21 protein-coding genes are annotated in these 17,405 nt (G+C 59.8%); 17 read left to right on the forward strand and 4 right to left on the reverse strand.

Annotated elements, in window-relative coordinates; translation table 11 throughout:
- The first annotated feature begins 177 nt into the window (after positions 1 to 177).
- Positions 178 to 2,310: an elongation factor G gene (gene fusA / locus SH664x_RS18945; protein WP_437203539.1), complete on the forward strand. Its 2,133-nt coding sequence runs from the start codon at positions 178 to 180 to the stop codon at positions 2,308 to 2,310.
- Between the two features lie 140 nt (positions 2,311 to 2,450).
- Here fusA and SH664x_RS18950 read toward each other — a convergent pair whose 3' ends face one another.
- From SH664x_RS18950 to SH664x_RS18960, 3 genes are all read right to left on the reverse strand, one after another.
- On the reverse strand, positions 2,451 to 2,789 hold the full coding sequence (locus SH664x_RS18950; RefSeq protein ID WP_437203540.1) for a translation initiation factor: 339 nt from the start codon (positions 2,787 to 2,789) through the stop codon (positions 2,451 to 2,453).
- 50 nt (positions 2,790 to 2,839) lie between these two features.
- Positions 2,840 to 3,976 carry a M20 family metallopeptidase gene (locus tag SH664x_RS18955; protein WP_437203541.1) on the reverse strand — a complete coding sequence of 379 codons (1,137 nt, stop codon included), beginning with the start codon at positions 3,974 to 3,976 and terminating at the stop codon, positions 2,840 to 2,842.
- A gap of 121 nt (positions 3,977 to 4,097) precedes the next feature.
- A complete protein-coding gene (locus SH664x_RS18960; protein WP_437203543.1) occupies positions 4,098 to 4,913 on the reverse strand; it encodes a DUF4912 domain-containing protein in 816 nt (271 codons plus the stop codon).
- Positions 4,914 to 5,173: 260 nt separating this feature from the next.
- Here SH664x_RS18960 and SH664x_RS18965 point away from each other — a divergent pair, with 260 nt between their 5' ends.
- The 14 genes from SH664x_RS18965 to atpC all read left to right on the forward strand — a co-directional run bounded on the left by SH664x_RS18965 (position 5,174) and on the right by atpC (position 14,832).
- Positions 5,174 to 5,422 carry an AtpZ/AtpI family protein gene (locus SH664x_RS18965; protein WP_437203544.1) on the forward strand — a complete coding sequence of 83 codons (249 nt, stop codon included), beginning with the start codon at positions 5,174 to 5,176 and terminating at the stop codon, positions 5,420 to 5,422.
- Positions 5,419 to 5,841, forward strand: coding sequence for a hypothetical protein (locus SH664x_RS18970; RefSeq protein WP_437203546.1), 423 nt, complete (start codon positions 5,419 to 5,421; stop codon positions 5,839 to 5,841). The genes SH664x_RS18965 and SH664x_RS18970 overlap by 4 nt, the downstream gene beginning before the upstream one ends.
- Entirely contained in the window at positions 5,835 to 6,743 is a 909-nt protein-coding gene (gene atpB / locus SH664x_RS18975) for a F0F1 ATP synthase subunit A (protein ID WP_437203548.1), read from the forward strand. Before SH664x_RS18970 ends, atpB begins: the two co-directional genes overlap by 7 nt.
- 139 nt (positions 6,744 to 6,882) lie before the next feature.
- Positions 6,883 to 7,110, forward strand: a complete 228-nt coding sequence (locus SH664x_RS18980; protein ID WP_437207272.1) for an ATP synthase F0 subunit C — start codon at positions 6,883 to 6,885, stop codon at positions 7,108 to 7,110.
- 58 nt (positions 7,111 to 7,168) lie between these two features.
- Positions 7,169 to 7,831 carry an ATP synthase F0 subunit B gene (locus tag SH664x_RS18985; protein ID WP_437203550.1) on the forward strand — a complete coding sequence of 221 codons (663 nt, stop codon included), beginning with the start codon at positions 7,169 to 7,171 and terminating at the stop codon, positions 7,829 to 7,831.
- Between the two features lie 22 nt (positions 7,832 to 7,853).
- Positions 7,854 to 8,504, forward strand: coding sequence for a F0F1 ATP synthase subunit B family protein (locus SH664x_RS18990; protein ID WP_437203552.1), 651 nt, complete (start codon positions 7,854 to 7,856; stop codon positions 8,502 to 8,504).
- Positions 8,505 to 8,560: 56 nt separating this feature from the next.
- On the forward strand, positions 8,561 to 9,199 hold the full coding sequence (gene atpH / locus SH664x_RS18995; protein ID WP_437203553.1) for an ATP synthase F1 subunit delta: 639 nt from the start codon (positions 8,561 to 8,563) through the stop codon (positions 9,197 to 9,199).
- Complete coding sequence (gene atpA / locus SH664x_RS19000) at positions 9,150 to 10,682, forward strand: F0F1 ATP synthase subunit alpha (RefSeq protein WP_437203555.1); 1,533 nt, start codon at positions 9,150 to 9,152, stop codon at positions 10,680 to 10,682. Before atpH ends, atpA begins: the two co-directional genes overlap by 50 nt.
- Positions 10,683 to 10,873: 191 nt before the next feature.
- Complete coding sequence (atpG, locus tag SH664x_RS19005; protein WP_437203557.1) at positions 10,874 to 11,752, forward strand: ATP synthase F1 subunit gamma; 879 nt, start codon at positions 10,874 to 10,876, stop codon at positions 11,750 to 11,752.
- A 61-nt stretch (positions 11,753 to 11,813) separates the two neighbouring features.
- On the forward strand, positions 11,814 to 12,119 hold the full coding sequence (locus tag SH664x_RS19010; RefSeq protein ID WP_437203558.1) for a four helix bundle protein: 306 nt from the start codon (positions 11,814 to 11,816) through the stop codon (positions 12,117 to 12,119).
- A 91-nt stretch (positions 12,120 to 12,210) separates the two neighbouring features.
- The gene (atpD, locus tag SH664x_RS19015) at positions 12,211 to 13,659 is read left to right on the forward strand and encodes a F0F1 ATP synthase subunit beta (protein WP_437203559.1); all 1,449 of its coding nucleotides are present in this window, start codon (positions 12,211 to 12,213) and stop codon (positions 13,657 to 13,659) included.
- Positions 13,660 to 13,748: 89 nt separating this feature from the next.
- A complete protein-coding gene (locus SH664x_RS19020) occupies positions 13,749 to 13,937 on the forward strand; it encodes a hypothetical protein (protein WP_437203561.1) in 189 nt (62 codons plus the stop codon).
- A complete protein-coding gene (locus SH664x_RS19025) occupies positions 13,934 to 14,320 on the forward strand; it encodes a Uma2 family endonuclease (RefSeq protein ID WP_437203562.1) in 387 nt (128 codons plus the stop codon). Before SH664x_RS19020 ends, SH664x_RS19025 begins: the two co-directional genes overlap by 4 nt.
- Before the next feature lie 107 nt (positions 14,321 to 14,427).
- Positions 14,428 to 14,832, forward strand: a complete 405-nt coding sequence (atpC, locus tag SH664x_RS19030; protein WP_437203564.1) for an ATP synthase F1 subunit epsilon — start codon at positions 14,428 to 14,430, stop codon at positions 14,830 to 14,832.
- Between the two features lie 63 nt (positions 14,833 to 14,895).
- Here the strand turns inward: atpC and SH664x_RS19035 are convergent, their stop codons facing one another.
- Positions 14,896 to 15,228, reverse strand: a complete 333-nt coding sequence (locus tag SH664x_RS19035) for a thioredoxin family protein (protein ID WP_437203566.1) — start codon at positions 15,226 to 15,228, stop codon at positions 14,896 to 14,898.
- Positions 15,229 to 15,522: 294 nt separating this feature from the next.
- Here SH664x_RS19035 and SH664x_RS19040 point away from each other — a divergent pair, with 294 nt between their 5' ends.
- A complete protein-coding gene (locus SH664x_RS19040) occupies positions 15,523 to 16,557 on the forward strand; it encodes a class I fructose-bisphosphate aldolase (protein WP_437207273.1) in 1,035 nt (344 codons plus the stop codon).
- Positions 16,558 to 16,680: 123 nt separating this feature from the next.
- Complete coding sequence (locus SH664x_RS19045; protein WP_437203568.1) at positions 16,681 to 17,271, forward strand: histidine phosphatase family protein; 591 nt, start codon at positions 16,681 to 16,683, stop codon at positions 17,269 to 17,271.
- Positions 17,272 to 17,405: the final 134 nt, after the last annotated feature.

A 17,405-nucleotide genomic window follows, 5' to 3' on the forward strand; every position in this document is an offset into this window, starting at 1 on the left:
CCCATTCGGGCTGTTCGGAATTAGCTCGGCTTCATTCGTGAAGTCGTAGCAGCATTGTCTGCGGACGCTCCTTGTGTGTGCTGCACACTGGACCTTCGCGAGTTCTGGTCTCCGCTGGAAACCACCGTCTCCACCCTCTGTCTTTCTTTTTGACCGTCTCTCCTGACTGGGTTCGCCATGGATCTCAACAAAGTACGTAATATCGGTATTTCCGCTCACATCGACTCCGGCAAGACCACCTTGACGGAGCGCATCCTGTTCTACTCGGGTCGTATTCACAAAATCGGCGAAGTGAAGGGTGACGGCGATGGTGCCACCATGGACCACATGGATCTGGAGCGTGAACGCGGAATCACCATCACCTCGGCTGCGACCCAGGTGCAGTGGGACGACCACATCATCAACGTCATCGACACCCCGGGCCACGTGGACTTCACCGTTGAAGTGGAACGCAGTCTCCGCGTGCTCGACGGGGCCATCCTGGTCCTCTGCTCGGTCGGTGGTGTGCAGAGCCAGTCGCTGACCGTCGACCGCCAGATGAAGCGGTACAAAGTCCCCCGCATTGCGTTCGTCAACAAGATGGACCGGACCGGCGCCAACTACTACAGCGTCGTCAAGCAGATTCAGGAAAAGCTCGGCGCCACTCCGGTTCCGATCCAGATCCCCATTGGTGCCGGACCGACCTTCGAAGGGGTGATCGACCTCATCGACATGGTCGCCATCACGTTTGCCGGTGCCCGCGGTGAAGACGTCGTGCGTGAAGAGATTCCCGCCGACCTGCTCGACAACGCCAAGAAGTACCGTCACGAGATGCTGGAAGCCCTCTCCATGTTCAGCGACGACCTGATGGTCGCCCTGCTGGAAGAGAAGGACATCCCCTCCGACGAGATCCGCAAGATCATTCGCGCTGCCACACTCACTCAGGATATCACCCCGGTGATGTGCGGTTCGGCGTTCAAGGACAAGGGGGTTCAGGAACTGCTCGACGGCGTGGTGCACTTCCTGCCCAATCCGACCGACCGGCTCGTGACCGCCATCGACATCGACGCCACCGAAAAGGCTCGCAAGGCAGGCGAACTCACCGACCAGGAAGTGAAGCGGGTCAACCTCAGCGATAACCCGGCCGATCCGCTGGTCTGCATGGCGTTCAAGACCGTCATGGAACAGTTCGGCCAGCTGACCTACACGCGGTTGTATCAGGGAACGATCAAGAAGGGCGAAAGCTACGTCAACACCCGTACCGGCAAGAAGGTCCGCTTCGGCCGACTGGTGCGCATGCACGCCAACGATCGCGAAGATATCGATATCGCCGAAGCCGGCGACATTGTGGCGATCGTCGGGATCGATTGCGCTTCGGGGGACACCTTCTGCGGCGACGGCGTAAACTATTCACTGGAAAACATCTTCGTGCCGGAACCGGTGATCCGTCTGTCGATCGAACCGGCCCAGCGCGACGGTGCCGACCGCCTCGGCAAGGCTCTGGAGCGCTTCCGCCGCGAAGACCCGACATTCCACGTCAGCAGTGATCCGGAAACCAACGAAACGATCATCGCCGGCATGGGTCAGCTGCATCTCGAAATTTACATCGAGCGCATCAAGCGGGAATACCGCTGCGAAGTGAACGTCGGGGAACCGAAGGTGGCCTACAAGGAAATGCCGACGAAGACCGTCGAGTACAACTACAAGCACAAGAAGCAGACCGGGGGTTCCGGCCAGTACGCACACGTCGTCGGCAAGATCTTCCCGCTCCCCGAAAACTCCGATGTGCCGTTCCAGTTCAACAACAACATCAGCCAGGGACGCATTCCGACACAGTATATCAAGCCTGTGCAGGAAGGCTTCGAACGGGCCCTCGTCAAGGGGCCGCTGATCGAGTGCGAAGTGGTTCGCGTCGGTGCCGATCTCGACGACGGCAGCTACCACGATGTCGACTCCTCGGAAAAGGCATTCGAAACCTGCGGCTGGGCTGCAATGCGTGAAACTCTCGAGAAGGCCGGCATGGTCCTGCTCGAGCCGATCATGCGGCTGGAAGTGGAAGTTCCCGAACAGTATCAGGGTTCGGTGACTGGCCACCTCTCCAGCAAGCGGGGTGTCATCACCCAGACCGACACCCGTGAAGGGACCGCGTACATCAACGCGGAAATCCCGCTGGCGGCCATGTTCGACTACGCCAATGAACTTCGTTCGATGACCCAGGGTAAGGGTGGCTTCAGCATGGAATTCGGCTCTTACAAGCAGGTTCCACGCAGCATCCAGGAAGAAGTGATCGAACGCCGCCGCAAGGAAAAGGCCGAACGGGCCAAGAAGTAACCACGGCAACCCGGCACGCTGCGTCAGCAGGTGCTGACAGCGCGTGTTTGTTGGACCGCGATCTCACGATGCAGCCCCCGGCGATAACGCCGGGGGCTGTTTTTGTTTCCAGCCAGATTTTGTTTCCAACCAGAGCTGCTTCACTTCACGCGGTAGCCCAGCTTCGACAACTCAGTCACCACCCGTTCGCGCTGATCTCCCTGCAGCTCAAGTACTCCTGCCTGCAGCGATCCACCCGCTCCGCAGCGTGACTTGAGCAGCGTCAGGAGTTCGGTGAGATGCGAGCCTTCATCTTTCAGATCGCGCACGGTGGTGATCAGCTTGTTTCCCTTGCGCTTATCGAGGCCGACCCGCGCGATCTGCTTCTGTGGCGGTGTCCGCTGTTCCGCCGGGGGAGGACAGGAACATTCCGCTTCCAGCTGGTCACAACGTTCGCAACGGGGCGGACGATCGAACGGCGTTCCTGCGAAGAGTCTCATCAGAAGTCTGCTTTCTGCGCACGGGCGAGATCATCTCAACGGCGTCCCGACTACGCCTCCAGGCACCAGCGTTCGACCATGCTCCGGTAGATCCCGGTCCCGCGTTCCAGCTCCGTGAGGTCGATCCACTCATCGTGCGTGTGAGCCTGAGCAATGCTGCCCGGCCCCATCACCACACAATTGCGAAGCTCCGTAAACCGCGCGGCGTCCGTCCCGTAGGAGACCGTCCGGGGAACGGGATTCGTGGAATACTCCAAGCATTCCCGCACAAAGGGTGACTGCGGATCAGCACGAAACGGGGTGGCCCGGAACCTGAGTTCGAAGTCCAGTCCCTGCTTTGCGGCGGCTGTGCGAATGCGATCGAGCACCGGATCGGTGTCGACCCCGGGCATCGCCCGGAAGTAGATCGTGCAGACGCTTTGAGGGGCAGTGATGTTGAGCGCCGGGTTGTGATCGTTGATGCCCAGATTAAGGCTCATCGTCGGGGGATCGAACTCCTCGTTCTGCCAGCGGGGATCGGATTCCAGCTCGTCATGCAGAGCTTTCATTTCCGCCAGAAAGGGAATCATCTTCCAGTTAGCGTTGATCCCCTGACTGGTACTCGAATGAGCTGCTCGACCATGCGCGGTCAGCTGGACTCCGCAACCACCTTTGTGACTGTAAATCACGTCAAACAGGGTCGGCTCGCCGACGACGGCGCGCGTCTGGTGCTCCACCATTTCCCGGTAAAGCTGCGAGTGGCCGACCACCTGCATGGCTCCCAGCATGCCGACCTCTTCATCGGCCGTCACGCAGAAGTAAACGGGCTCCCGCAGCTTCTTCTGTGTCAGCGATGCCATGACCGCCAGCATGCAGCTGACCGAGCCCTTCATATCGCAGCTCCCCCGCCCGTAGAGTCGCCCGTCACGGACCGTCGGCTGAAACGGTCCGTGCTCTGCGAATTTCCAGTCGTGAGCGGGGACCACATCGGTATGGCCGAAATATGCAAAGCCACCGTGGCCCGACCCCAGTCTGGCGATCAGATTGGCTTTGGGAACTCCGCGGGGATCACGAAAATCGACCCGCTCTGTGTCACAACCAAACCGCTTGAGCAGTTCCTCGAGGTGATCGGTGATCAGCAGGTTTGACTTCGAACTGACGGAGTCAAATTCGATCAGTTCGCTGGCGTAGTCCAGTGCAGTCTGCATGGGAGAGAACAGGATTTCAATGAAAAATCAAAACGCCGGGACAGCCCCAGCGAACAGCTTCGACCGACCGTTACATTTTATCAAGCATCCGGAATTTCCCCCGCTCTACCCGTGCAAATCGTCAGTCCTCATCGACGACCTCATGGGGCAGGATATGAAAGTTGACGTCGACCGCCAGCAGCGCCCGCTGCAGTTTTCCTCGATCCGAAACAATGATCGGCAGGACCCGACGCCCATTGGCCAGCGAAAGCTCCCAGCGGAACTGCCCCGTCTGCGGATCGATCGCGACCGGTTGGTCGTCGATGGTCAATTGGGCCGCAGGACGGGTCTGCCCCAGAACGAGGAGCCGGCCGGCCAGCGTCAGCGGCGGAGGAAGACCGGCATCCGGCAGATTGGTGAGGGGGGTCGGGTCAAACACTTCACGTGCCGCGTCATTTCCTTCACGACGGAGAACGAGCATGATTGGCGTCGTATGCAGCAGGGAGAAGAACCGCTCCTTGCCGAACACAAACCCGATCTCCACAGCCCAGGCGGCCTGTAACCGGGGAACCGCCAGGAACCACTCCCGTGCCTCTTCGGGAATCTCCACCTCGCTGGCAAAGACTTTGGCTCGCGGCCCGGTTTCATCCTGATCGACCCGATGCAGGCGCAACACTTGCCGTCGACGAAATCCGTCGCGTCCCATCGACGAGTGGGCCCGCTCAAGCGTCCGGGCAGAAACAGTCCACCGCACGTGCAGCCAACTCTCCCCCGCCTGAACCACTTCCAGTCTGTCCGCTTGCGGGTCTTCGCGGCCTGAAGCCGCTGTATTAGTGCGAGACGGAGGGGTCTTCCCCATTCCGGTCGGGGAGTCGAACGAAGACGCCTCCCCCGCTCCTGGTGCCCCCTGTGGCCTCTGCTTGCCCTGCGCCATCTGCACCCCCTTTTTTCCCATCATCAGGAAACGGCATTCCAAAGAAAAGGGTACGGTGCCGAACTGCGGGGAAACCAGCGAAAACCGGCCTGTTCCCGATGCGCCTCTGCCCCTCGACGAATGGGATTAGAACGGGAGTGTCGCCTGTGCGGATCACGGTGCTCGCCAAATTTGGGGAAACCTGCGGCAAGTAAATCACCGGCTTTGACTTCATTTTGGGGCGTCACTAGACTCCTCGGGACACCTCGCGCACGTCTTCTGTACCCAATTTATTCCGGGTCAAAGTGATCAAGGCCAACAGGAAGCCGACGCTAGGATTAACCCTTTACTGGGCCACCCAGCTTTCCGGAGTTGCTCTGGAAGTTGCGGTTTGTGTGGTGCTCGGCTACTGGGGAGACCGCCGCTGGGGAACAACCCCGTGGCTGCTGATTGCGGGAAGTATTGTCGGGATGACCGTCTCGACATGGCATCTCTGGAAGCTCGTGAGGTCGATGGACCGGTACACGAGCACCGGATCGGGAAGTGATTCGTGAAAACCTTTGGGGTTCAAATTGCCGCCATGATTGCCGCGACTCTGGTCGCGGGTGTCGCGTGCGCAGTTGTCGCCCAGGTGCTCGACGTTCCCGATGTCCTGCGAGCCACTGCCTGTGCGGTCCTCGCCTCCCTGATTGTGGGGACAGCGGCCGTGACATTGCTCACGGCTTTCGGAGCGGCGCCGCCCGCCATCCTGCTGGTGACGGGGGTGCGAATTAGTCTGACCCTCGGCCTGGGTTTCGTCCTGGCCAAGGGAATTGAAGGTTTGTGGTCACCCGTGTTCTTCGTGACACTGGGTGTGATTTATCTCGCGAATCTGGCCGTCGAAACCTGGTTTCTGTACCGGGCTTGCCTGTCAGGCGGAACAGTTCACCAGCCCGGCCCTTTTCCGGCCGCAAGTGAGAAGGTTGCATGTTAGCCGCTCACGGAACATTTCATCACGTTTACGACTTCCAGGAGTTCGAGCTTCCGTTCGGGATGAAGGTCCACATCCCGGAGTTTCTCGGCCTTCCCTTGACGAAGTTCATGCTGCTGCAGCTTATTGCAGTCTTGCTGGTCTTCATCATTTTCCGGGGTCTGGCCAAACGGGGTGCCAACGGGCAGCCGGTCAACGGCTGGTTCTGGAATTTCTGGGAAATGCTCGCCGTCTACCTGCGGGATGAACTCGTTCGCCCCGTGATCGGCGATCCGCATGCCCACCACGAACACGACGTCGGGCACGGGCATCAGCCGAATCAGGTTGCGGCTTCGCATACCGATGCCCACGAGATCGTTAAACACGCCAAAAGCGGACACCCGGCCGACAAGTACCTGCCGTTCATCTGGTCCTGCTTTTTCTACATTCTGTTCTGCAACCTGTTGGGGGCCTTCCCCTGGGCCGGGTCCGCGACCGGAAACATCAGCATGACCGCCGCACTGGCCCTGGTCGCCTTTGCAGCGACATACTACTACGGTGCCCAGCAGCATGGGGCCGTCGGCTTCTGGGCTCACCTGGTGCCTGGAATCGATGCACCCGGAGCATTGAAGCCGATTCTGATCGGCATGCTGTTTGTCATTGAAGTCGCCGGTCTGTTCATTAAGCACTCTGTGTTGGCCGTCCGTTTGTTCGCCAACATTATGGGTGGCCATACCGCCCTGGCAGCCATTCTGACCTTCATCGCCTCCGCCTCCCATCACTGGAGCTGGGGACTGGTGACCTTCGGCAGTCTGGTCGGCCAAGTGGGTGTGGGGCTGCTCGAGTTGCTCGTGGCCTTCATTCAGGCCTACGTGTTCGCGTTCTTGTCCACAATCTTCATTGCCATGTCGCTGCACGAGCACTGAGTCGGCAGCCAGGGGAATCAAGGTTCAAAATTCCGACGAATTAGGTTCGCATTTCCAAGTAGAGGAGTTTCCAGTGAATCGCGCAATTCAAATCAGTTTCACCTTCGCAGTGGCGTTGCTGGCATTTGCAGTTCCGGCCATGGCTCAGGAAGGTGCCCGTGCGTTCATCGACCTGACGCCGACCTTCGGTGCGGGCCTGATCATTCTGGGTGCCGGCTACGGCATCTCCAAGATCGGTGCTGCCGCCATGGAAAGCATCGCCCGCCAGCCGGCTGCTGCTGGTGACATCCGCGGGGGCATGATTCTCGCCGCCGCTCTGATCGAAGGGGTGACGCTGCTCGCCCTCATCGTCTGCTTCATCAAGTAATTTGCAGTTTTGCGAATTTCACATTCGTCGTGAGAGTTCCTCGTCCCAGCGGTTCAACATGCAAGCACAGCCAATCATTCAAAGCCGAATGTGGATCGTGATCGCGATTTGCGTCACGGCCTGGAGTTCGCTGGCGTGGGCTGAACCGGCTGCCACCGCCACCAAGGCGTCCGGTTCCAACGCACACGACTCGATCACTCATGGAGAGTTCGACAAGATCATCGAACACGCCACGGGCGAGCATGTGGTTGATCCTGGTCACGTTGACGGTCATCCCGACTACAACGTTCCGCCTCTGGCGTTCGACCTGACGATGTTTCTGTTCACGCTCATCGTGTTCGGAAGCTTTGTCTACTGGATGCGGCCGCTGGTGTGGGTGCCGCTCATCAACAGCCTCAACAGCCGTGAAGAACGGGTGTCACAGGCGACCGCCGATGCGCGGGCCGCCCGGCTGGAGATCGAGCAGCTCAAGCAGCAGGCAGACCGGCGGCTGGCTGAGATTCAGGAACAGGTGAGCTCGATTCTCGCGAAAACTCGCGCGGAAGCCGAGGCCCGGAAACTGGAGATCGTGGCCGCTGCCGAACAGGAAGCCCGCCGGATCAAGGAATCTGCTCTGGCGGAAATTGAACAGGCCAGAAAATTCGCGATCCAGGATCTGGAATCGCGGGTGGAAGAACAGGTGGCACTTGCAACAGAACATGTTGCGGGTCGCCGATTCTAGGCTTCGAAAAGGATACCTCTTCGTGTTTCAGTCGATTCGCCTCTGGCTGACGTGTCTGACAGGCATGGCTCTGATCTCCATCGGAGCGATGGACGCAGTCGCCGCGCCCGAGCAGCACGCCGCTCCGCATGAAGCCTCCTCCGCGGATGCCCATGCAGACGCTGCCGAGGCAGGCCATCACGATGCCTATTCCCTGAAGTCCGACCTGCCGCTGTGGTCAGCCATTGCCTTTGTGCTGTTCCTGGCGGCAATCAAGAAGCTCGGACTGTGGGATCACATGGTGTCGTCCATGGCCGACCGGGAACGAGCCGAAACGGAAGCGATTCAACTCGCCCAGGATGACCTCGACACGGCACATAGCCTGTTGCAGGAAGCCCGCGGACGAATGGAATCGCTCGATGAGACCGTGAGAGAGATTCTGGCCGAAGCGGACCGTGATGCGAAGTACACACGGGATGAGATCATCGGCCTCGCCCAGAAAGAAGCGCAGGCTTCCGTCGAGCGGGTCCGACACGAGATCAACCGGGTCAGCAACCAGACCCTGAATGAATTGTTTGAAACGCTGGCAGACAAGGTCACGTCCGCAACCGAAGCCCGGCTGCGAGCAGGCCTGCAGGCCAGCGATCAGGCGCGACTGGTGGACAAGACATTGGGCGAGATGGCCATTCGCTGATGCAGCGGATGCCCCTCGATTTTCCTGACGCTCAAGATTTCAGTTGAGACAGACAAATGGCCGAAACCCCGAAGACACGTCCGTCACATGTGCTGGAAGATCCCAGTGCGCAGGCGGTCGCGCGGGTCTACGCGATTGCCTATCTCGATGCAGCGAAGTCAGCTGCCGTGGAACATCCGCTCGAAGAACTGACGTCATTCCACGATGACGTGCTGGAGCGGAACCCGCAGTTTGCCCAGCTGCTGACGTCGGAAATGATTGGCCGGGACGACAAGGTGGGCTTGATTGAACGGGCGATCCAGCCCAGCGCCACCCCCTTCCTGGCGAACTTTTTGAAGGTGCTGGGACGACATGAACGGCTGGACCTCCTGCCGCTCATTCTCAGCGAAGCCTGGCAGGAACATGAACGCCGTGCCGGGCAAAAGCGGGTACAAATCAAGAGTGCCGTCCCGCTGAGTGAAGAACAACTGGCAAGTATTAAAAGTCGACTTCATTCCGTACTGGGCAGCGAGCCGATTCTGCTTCCTTCGGTGAACGAAGAGTTGATCGGCGGACTGGTGATTCAAGTCGGTGACACAGTTTACGACGGGTCGCTCAGCACGCGGTTGAAAAACCTGCGGCAGCGCCTGCGCGAGGGATACCTCAATGAAATTCAAAGCGGACGAGATCGCTTCAGTTATCCAGAAGGAAATTGAAGACTTCCAGGGTCAAATCCAGACCGCGGAGGTGGGACGCGTCATCGAAGTGGGCGACGGAATCGCCCGCGCGGTCGGCCTGTCATCAGCCATGGCTGGTGAAATGGTCGAATTCGCCAACGGCGTGCGCGGCCTCTGCTTCAACCTGGAAGAGACCTCGGTGGGGATCATCATCCTGGGGGACTACCTGTCCATCCAGGAAGGGGACGAAGTCAAAACCACGGGCGAACTGCTCTCGGTGCCCGTGGGCGATGCGCTCATCGGCCGTGTGGTCGATCCGCTCGGAAATCCGCTCGACGGCAAAGGTCCGATCGTCACCGCCGATTCCCGACCGGTCGAATACCCCGCCCCCGGTGTGGCCCAGCGGCAGCCAGTGAAGCAGCCGCTGCAGACCGGAATCAAGGCGGTCGACGCCATGACCCCGATCGGACGCGGCCAGCGCGAATTGATCATCGGTGACCGCAAGACCGGAAAAACCGCCGTCGCGATCGACACGATCATCAACCAGAAGGGGGGCGACGTCATCTGCGTGTACGTCGCCTGTGGACAACGTGCCGCCAACGTGGCCGCTGTGGTGGAAGCTCTGACCGCCAACGGAGCGATGGACTACTCCATCGTCGTGGCCGCCTCCGCCGCCGACCCGGCTCCGCTGCAGTACATCGCCCCATATGCCGGTGCGGCCATTGCCGAACACTTCATGTACCAGGGGAAGCACACCCTCTGCGTGTATGACGACCTGACCAAGCAGGCACAGGCTTACCGCCAGCTGTCGCTGCTCATGCGTCGTCCGCCAGGACGTGAAGCCTACCCCGGGGACGTGTTCTACTGTCACAGCCGTCTGCTCGAACGGGCCGCCAAGCTCAATAATGAACTCGGCGGCGGATCGATGACGGCACTGCCGATCATTGAGACACTCGAAGGGGAAGTGTCGGCCTACATTCCCACCAACGTGATTTCGATCACCGACGGGCAGATCTACCTCGAGCCGGACCTCTTCTTCGCCGGGGTTCGTCCCGCCATCAACGTGGGGATCTCGGTCTCCCGCGTGGGGGGGAACGCCCAGACCAAGGCGATGAAGAAAATCGCCGGCTCCCTGCGACTCGACCTTGCGGCCTTCCGCGAACTGGAAGCTTTCGCCCAGCTCGGAACCGAGCTCGATGCCGCCACCCAGCGGCAGCTCGACCGCGGTTACCGCATGGTGGAACTGCTCAAGCAGCCGCAGTTCGAACCGCTGCATGTCGCCGACCAGGTGATTTCGATCTACGCCGGAACCAAGGGATATTTCGACCAGATCCCCCGAAACCAGGTGGCCCGCGCCGAGAAAGAACTGCTGCAGTTCATTCGAGACGAGAAGAGTGAGATCCGCAACGCCTTGGTGGAAACCCAGGCGTTGTCGGACGACCTCGAAAATCAGCTGAAGACAGCACTGAGTGAGTTCCAGCAGCGGTTTGCCACTTCTCAGCAGGCCGTCGCAGCCAAGTAACAAGCAGCAACGACACACATCGGAGAGCAACCCGCCCTGGCGTTTTGCTCTCCGATCCCGTCGACACGATCTGAACACCGTAGAATTTGGCAAGGATACAGCAGCGACTCACAGCAGTGAACCGGGAATCTCACCGGCTTTCATTGTCCGAGTGTCACTTCTGCCCACTGCCCTGACCCCTCTTCCATTCCATGGCCAAAGCCCGCGCACTTGTGAAACGGCGTAAAGCCGTCCGAAACATCCGCAAGATCACGCGGACGATGGAACTGATTGCCACCGCGCGTTTCAAAAAGGCGATGGACCGCGCCACCGAGGCTGCCGCCTACACCCGCAAGATCAACGAGATCGTGGCGGATCTGGCGCAGTCGGACCTGACCTTCAGCCATCCTCTGCTGAAACAGCCGGAACAGACAGAGAACGTGACGGTTCTCGTTCTGACCTCCAACCGGGGTCTGTGCGGCGGTTACAACGGCGGCATCCTGCGGACGGCAATTGCCCGCATTCGTGAGATCAAGGCGGCCGGACAGCAGGTTTCCATCGAAGTCTCCGGGAAGCGGGGACTCTCCTTCATGCGGTTCGAAAAGATTCCGGTGGACCACCACTATACCCAGTTTGAAGACCGTCCCGGCTTCGCTGAAGTGGATGCCATCGCCGACCGTTACGTTGCCGATTTCATTGCCGGCAAGCTGCATCGTCTCGACGTCGTTTACCAGCGGTTCCTGTCCTCCGCTCGGCAGGCACCGGTCGTGGAAACGCTGTTGCCGTTCGGCGACCTGGCAACGGGGACCAAGTCAGACCGGATCTCGACGGCGGTCGATTACGAATTCCTTCCCAGCTCGGAAGAAATTCTGACAGAGATCGTCCCGGCGGCCTTCAAGGCGCGGTTCTTCAAGTGCTTCCTCGACGCCGCGGTCGGCGAACAGATCGCCCGGATGGTGGCGATGAAGTCCGCCACCGAGAATGCCGACGAGATGATCCGCGACATTTCGATGGAATACAACCGGGCCCGACAGACACAGATTACATCCGAACTGGCCGAAATCATCGGCGGAGCAGCGGCACTGGAATAGGGGATCGGAAACAGGAGTCAGGATTGAGGAAATCAGGAGGAAGGTTGCGAGTCACCGCGATTTGCCGGTTTGGCACGAATCGATCGAGCTCGTAACAACCTGTTACCCAGACAACCCAATCGTTTCCGAAATCAGAACAAGATGGTCATGCCTCATCGTTGCAGCGGTGTCCGTTCCAGCGATGATCGCTGAAGGAACAAGGCGAGGCTCAACCGGAACCTATTTGAATCACCTGAGCATCGCAGCAGCATCACTGGCGGAACTCGACATACATTTCGAAGTCGCACAGCGACTCGGTTTTATTTCAAAAGATCAAACAGCACGCATTACGGAACAACTCGAGGAAATCGGGAGAGAGTCAATCTGATTCAGAAAATCATTGGACACGCCTGTGTCCTGATTCCTGGATCCTAACTCCTAATTCCTCTCTTCATCAGCGAAGAGAAAGAAGACCCATCATGTCCACAGCAGCAGCCACCGGCACCGGTCGCATCACCCAGATCATCGGTTCGACTTTTGACGTGGAGTTTTCCGAAGAGAACCTCCCCGAGATCTACAACGCATTGAAAGTCACCGCCAACGTCAAGGGTGTGAACATCAATGTGACAGGGGAAGTGCAGCAGCACCTCGGCGGCGGACGTGTCCGTTGTGTGGCTCTGGGCTCCACCGACGGGATGGTCCGCGGGATGGAAGTCGTCGACACCGGCGCTCCCGTGTCGGTCCCGGTCGGAAAAGAAACGCTCGGTCGCGTGTTTAACGTGCTGGGCGACCCGATCGACGGCCGCGGCCCGGTGAACACCACCGAACACTGGCCGATTCACCGTGCTGCCCCCAAGCTGCAGGACCTCTCATCCAAAACCGAGGTCTTCGAAACCGGGATCAAGGTGATCGACCTGCTGACTCCGTTCGTCCGCGGTGGTAAGGCCGGACTGTTCGGCGGAGCAGGTCTCGGTAAAACCGTGATACTGACCGAGTTGATTGCCCGTATCGCCCAGCAGCACGGGGGCTACTCGGTGTTCGCCGGTGTGGGCGAGCGGACCCGCGAAGGAAACGACCTGTGGCTCGAAATGCAGGAAACGCAGATCGGTGATACCGGACGCAGCGTCATCGAGCAGACCTGCATGGTCTTCGGCCAGATGAACGAACCGCCGGGAGCACGTCTTCGCGTCGCCCTGACCGGTCTGACGATGGCCGAATGGTTCCGCGATGCGACCGGTGCCGACACCCTGCTGTTCGTCGACAACATCTTCCGGTTCTCACAGGCCGGTTCAGAGGTCTCCGCACTGCTCGGGCGGATGCCCTCCGCTGTGGGTTATCAGCCGACCCTCGGAACCGAACTGGGACAGCTGCAGGAGCGGATCACCTCGACCAAGAACGGGGCCATCACTTCGGTGCAGGCCGTGTACGTGCCGGCCGACGATCCGACCGACCCCGCACCGGCCACCGCGTTCAGCCACCTGGATGCGTTCATTTACCTCGAGCGCAAGATCTCGGAAAAGGGGATTTATCCCGCGATTGACCCGCTGGCCTCCTCCTCCCGAATTCTCGATCCGCAGGTGGTCGGCGAACGGCACTATGCTGTCGCCCGCCGCGTGCAGCAGATTCTGCAGCGGTACCGCGAACTGCAGGACATCATCGCAATTCTGGGTGTTGAAGAACTGTCGGAAGAAGACAAACTGGTCGTGCATCGCGCCCGCCGCATCGAGCGCTTCCTGTCGCAGCCGTTCTTCGTGGCTCAGGTGTTCACCGGTAAGGAAGGAAAGTTCACCTCCCTCGAAGAGACCATCACTTCCTTCGAAGAAATCTGTGACGGCAAGTGGGACCACCTGCCGGAAGCCGCCTTCATGTACGTCGGGGGTGTGCAGGAAGCGGCCGCTCAGGCGAAGCGGATGGCAGAAGGGGGCTGATCAGCAGCCCGGGAAAGCGACTAACCAATCGACGGTGACCACGTTAGAATCAAGGAGTTGTCAAGTTTGTGTCTGGGGGAGAATGTCCCATGTCCGCCACGACCGAGTTCACCACAGCATCCGATGCCCACGAGTTGTCTCCTTATCCAGTCCGGAAATGGTCTCTGGAGGAATATCACTCGCTGATCAACCAGGGGATGTTCGATGAGGAACGGGGCGAACTGCTGGAAGGGTGGGTGGTTCCCAAGATGACAAGAACCTTCCACACGAAGCGATGATTTCGATCATTGCGGAACTGTTTCGAGGTGTGTTGCCATCGGGAAGCAGCATTCGACAGCAGGCTGCGGTGACCTTTTCCCAGAGTGAACCAGAGCCGGACATCTCGATTGTTCGCGGAGAACATCGGGACGACCTGAGCCGCCATCCAGCAGGAGAAGACATTTTCCTGCTAATTGAAGTCGCAGACTCGTCATTACGAAAAGACCGTAGAAAAGCGGCCATCTACGCATCTGCAGGAGTCCCGGCGTACTGGATCGTGAACCTGGAACAACGACAGATCGAGGGATTTCAGCGACCCGAGCCAGAACAGCGAGAGTTCCTGGGATCGAAAATTTACCGAAGCGGCGAGAGCGTGGAGGCCCTTTGCCCGGAATCTCGATGACGATTTCCTTGGAATCGTTTCTGCCTCCGAAATAACCTTCCGCCCCACAAGCTCTCCCCTGGCTCCGCTTGGGGGTTGAAGTTGATGAGCAAGAAAATCAAATCACCATGATCGCAGCTACCGAACTCCGCCTTGTGCTCGTCACTCCCGAAAAGACGCTGTTGGATCAGCCGGTCAAGTCGCTCCGTTTTCCACTGTTTGATGGACAGATCGGCGTGCTCCCCGGCCGAGCTCCACTGGTCGGTCGCCTGGGAACGGGAGAACTCCGGTTCGAAACTCCCACCGGCTCCGAGCAGTATTTCATTCACGGCGGCTTCGCGCAAATCAAAGGCTCCGTGGTCACGCTGCTGACCAGTCAGGCCATGCCTGTCGCGGCCATTGATCCGGCGAAGGCGCAGAAGGAACTTGAGCAGGCGCTCGCCAGCACCCCTTCCGATGAAGCGGGGTTTGCGCAGAAGCAGCAGGCGATCGAGCGGGCCCGGCAGATGCTGGCACTCGGCCGTCGGCAGTAAGATCAATGGCAGTAAACCATTCCCCAACAGGGCGGCAATCGCCGCTTATTCGGGATCCTGGCATTACTCCTCAACCGCTCTCGTAATTGCCTCGAGTCCTTGCCGAGCTTCTTCCAGTTCCGGCCGGGCTGACTGCTGTACCAGCTCGCCATCTTTCATGAAGACGAACGTCGGCCAGAGCTTGACGTGGAACGATCGCCCCAGCGGCAATCCCCTGCCATCTTCCACCCGGAGATGCCGCACCTGCGGATAGCGGCCAAGGAGCTTTTCGAATTTCGGGCGGAAGCCCTGACAGATCGGGCAGTGCTCGGCTCCGAATTCGACGACCACCGGCCCCTCCATCTGGTCGAGGTCAGCGCGGGTCAGCAGCACAGCGGCACCGGCTTTTACGGTCATGGTCACTTCTCCTCAGTTGAGAGCCGTGCTTGTTTCCCTCGACGAGTGTGTCCCGATGGATTCCACTGCACGACTCCGATTCGCAACACCGGGCGGATCAAATGCAAGTTACATTTCTACAGTTTACGTGCCGAAGACCGGCCCGTCAGCGCGCGGCCGCGCTGTCACAGTTTTGATGTCGTGGAGTGCACCTCCCGCTGATAGGATGGTGGCGTCGGCTGTGGCTGACGTGGCTGCTTTGCAAGAGTCACAACAGACTCCCCTTTCCTGTCCCCCTGGCGGCGCGAGGCGATGATGGAAGAAAAGCTGCTGACATCAACCGTCAAGGCGATGATGGCCCCCGGAAAAGGGTTGATCGCCATGGACGAAAGCCTGTCCACCTGCCACAAGCGGTTTGCGCGGCTCGGCATCCCGCTGACCGAGGAAGCCCGGCGGCAATATCGGGAACTGATCATCACGACTCCGAACCTCGGGCGCTGGATCAGCGGTGCGATTCTCTTCGATGAAACGCTCTCTCAGAAGTCTGCCGAAGGGAACTCCTTTGTCAGCCTGCTGGAGAAGCAGGGAATCGTCCCCGGAATCAAGGTCGACGCCGGGACGGTCGATCTGCCTGCGTTTCCGGGCGAAAAAATGACCGAAGGGCTCGATGGCCTCGGCCAGCGGCTCGCGGACTATTTCCAGCGCGGGGCCCGGTTCGCCAAGTGGCGCGCGGTGATCACCATTGCACCGGGGCTCCCCACCGACACCTGCATCGCCGCCAACGCCCAGGTCCTGGCCCGCTACGCCGCGATCTGCCAGTCGCAGAACATCGTCCCGATTGTCGAGCCGGAAGTGGTGATGGATGGCGACCATTCACTGGAACGTTGCCAGCAGGTGACGGAGCAGATGCAGCGGGCCCTGTTCGCGGAACTGGCCGTCCACCGCGTTCTCCTTGAGGCTGCGATTCTGAAGCCGAACATGATTCAGGCGGGCAACAGCAGCGTCTCACAGGGGACCGTGGAGGAAGTCGCCGCTGCGACACTTCAATGTCTGCGACGAACCGTCCCACCCGCGATGGGCGGGGTCGCTTTTCTCTCTGGTGGACAGGAAAGCCTCTTCGCCACAGCTGCACTGAATGCCATGCATCTCCCGGCGGCGGGGCCGCTTCCCTGGCCGCTCACGTTTTCATTTTCGCGGGCGCTCCATCAGCCTGCGATGGATGCCTGGGGAGGCCATGATCAGAATGTCGCTCTGGCCCAGCAGGTGCTCGCTCATCGCGCCTGGTGCAACTCAGAAGCGAGTCAGGGAACTTACCGGCCGGACATGGAACGGCAGACCCCTCCCGTCTGAGCGATCGGCCCACACGAGCCCCTCTGCACGGCGCTCGGCACGGCTCCCGTTTCAAGTACCGACGATTGCTGCTCTGCGGATCGATCAGAGATCAATCCAGAATCCTCATTGCAAAGACCTCTCATGAGCCCCTCGCTTCCCGAAGTTTATCTCGTCCGACATGGTGATACCGCCTGGTCACTAACGGGCCAGCACACCGGTCGCACGGATCTGCCGTTAACAACTGCGGGTGAACAGGCCGCCCAACACCTGCGCGAACCGTTGTCCCGGATTTCCTTCACACATGTGTTCACCAGTCCGTTACAGCGGGCTGTCCAGACCAGCGCACTGGCAGGCTTCGGCGAGCGGGCGATCCGCAATCCGGATCTCATGGAGTGGGACTATGGGGCGTACAACGGACGAACGAGTGCGGAGATCCAGACCGAGCGTCCCGGCTGGCTGGTCTTTCGAGATGGCTGTCCGGAGGGGGAATCTCCCGAACAGATCACCGCGCGGGCGGACCGGGTGCTGCATCAATTGCGGCGGCTGGAGGGAACAGTTCTCCTGTTTTCCCACGGCCATTTTCTGCGAACTCTGACAGCCCGGTGGTGTGGCTGGGAGGTCGCTGCTGCCGCTCATCTGATGCTGCAACCTGCCGGCGTCAGTGTCCTGAGTTATGAGCGGTCACTGGAGAACCCGGCCATCTTGCGGTGGAACCAGTCGTTCACCCGATAATGTGCACGACGTACAACCCCGTCGCGATCAACGCCACCCGGACAGGACTCGAGAGCAGGTTGCTCTTTCCAATCCCGACGCAGCCAGCGTTTCGTGTGAGGAAATACTCACTTGCGTGGCGAGGACGGGTCCAT

This window comes from Planctomicrobium aquicomposti, assembly GCF_051466325.1.
Classification (GTDB): domain Bacteria; phylum Planctomycetota; class Planctomycetia; order Planctomycetales; family Planctomycetaceae; genus Planctomicrobium.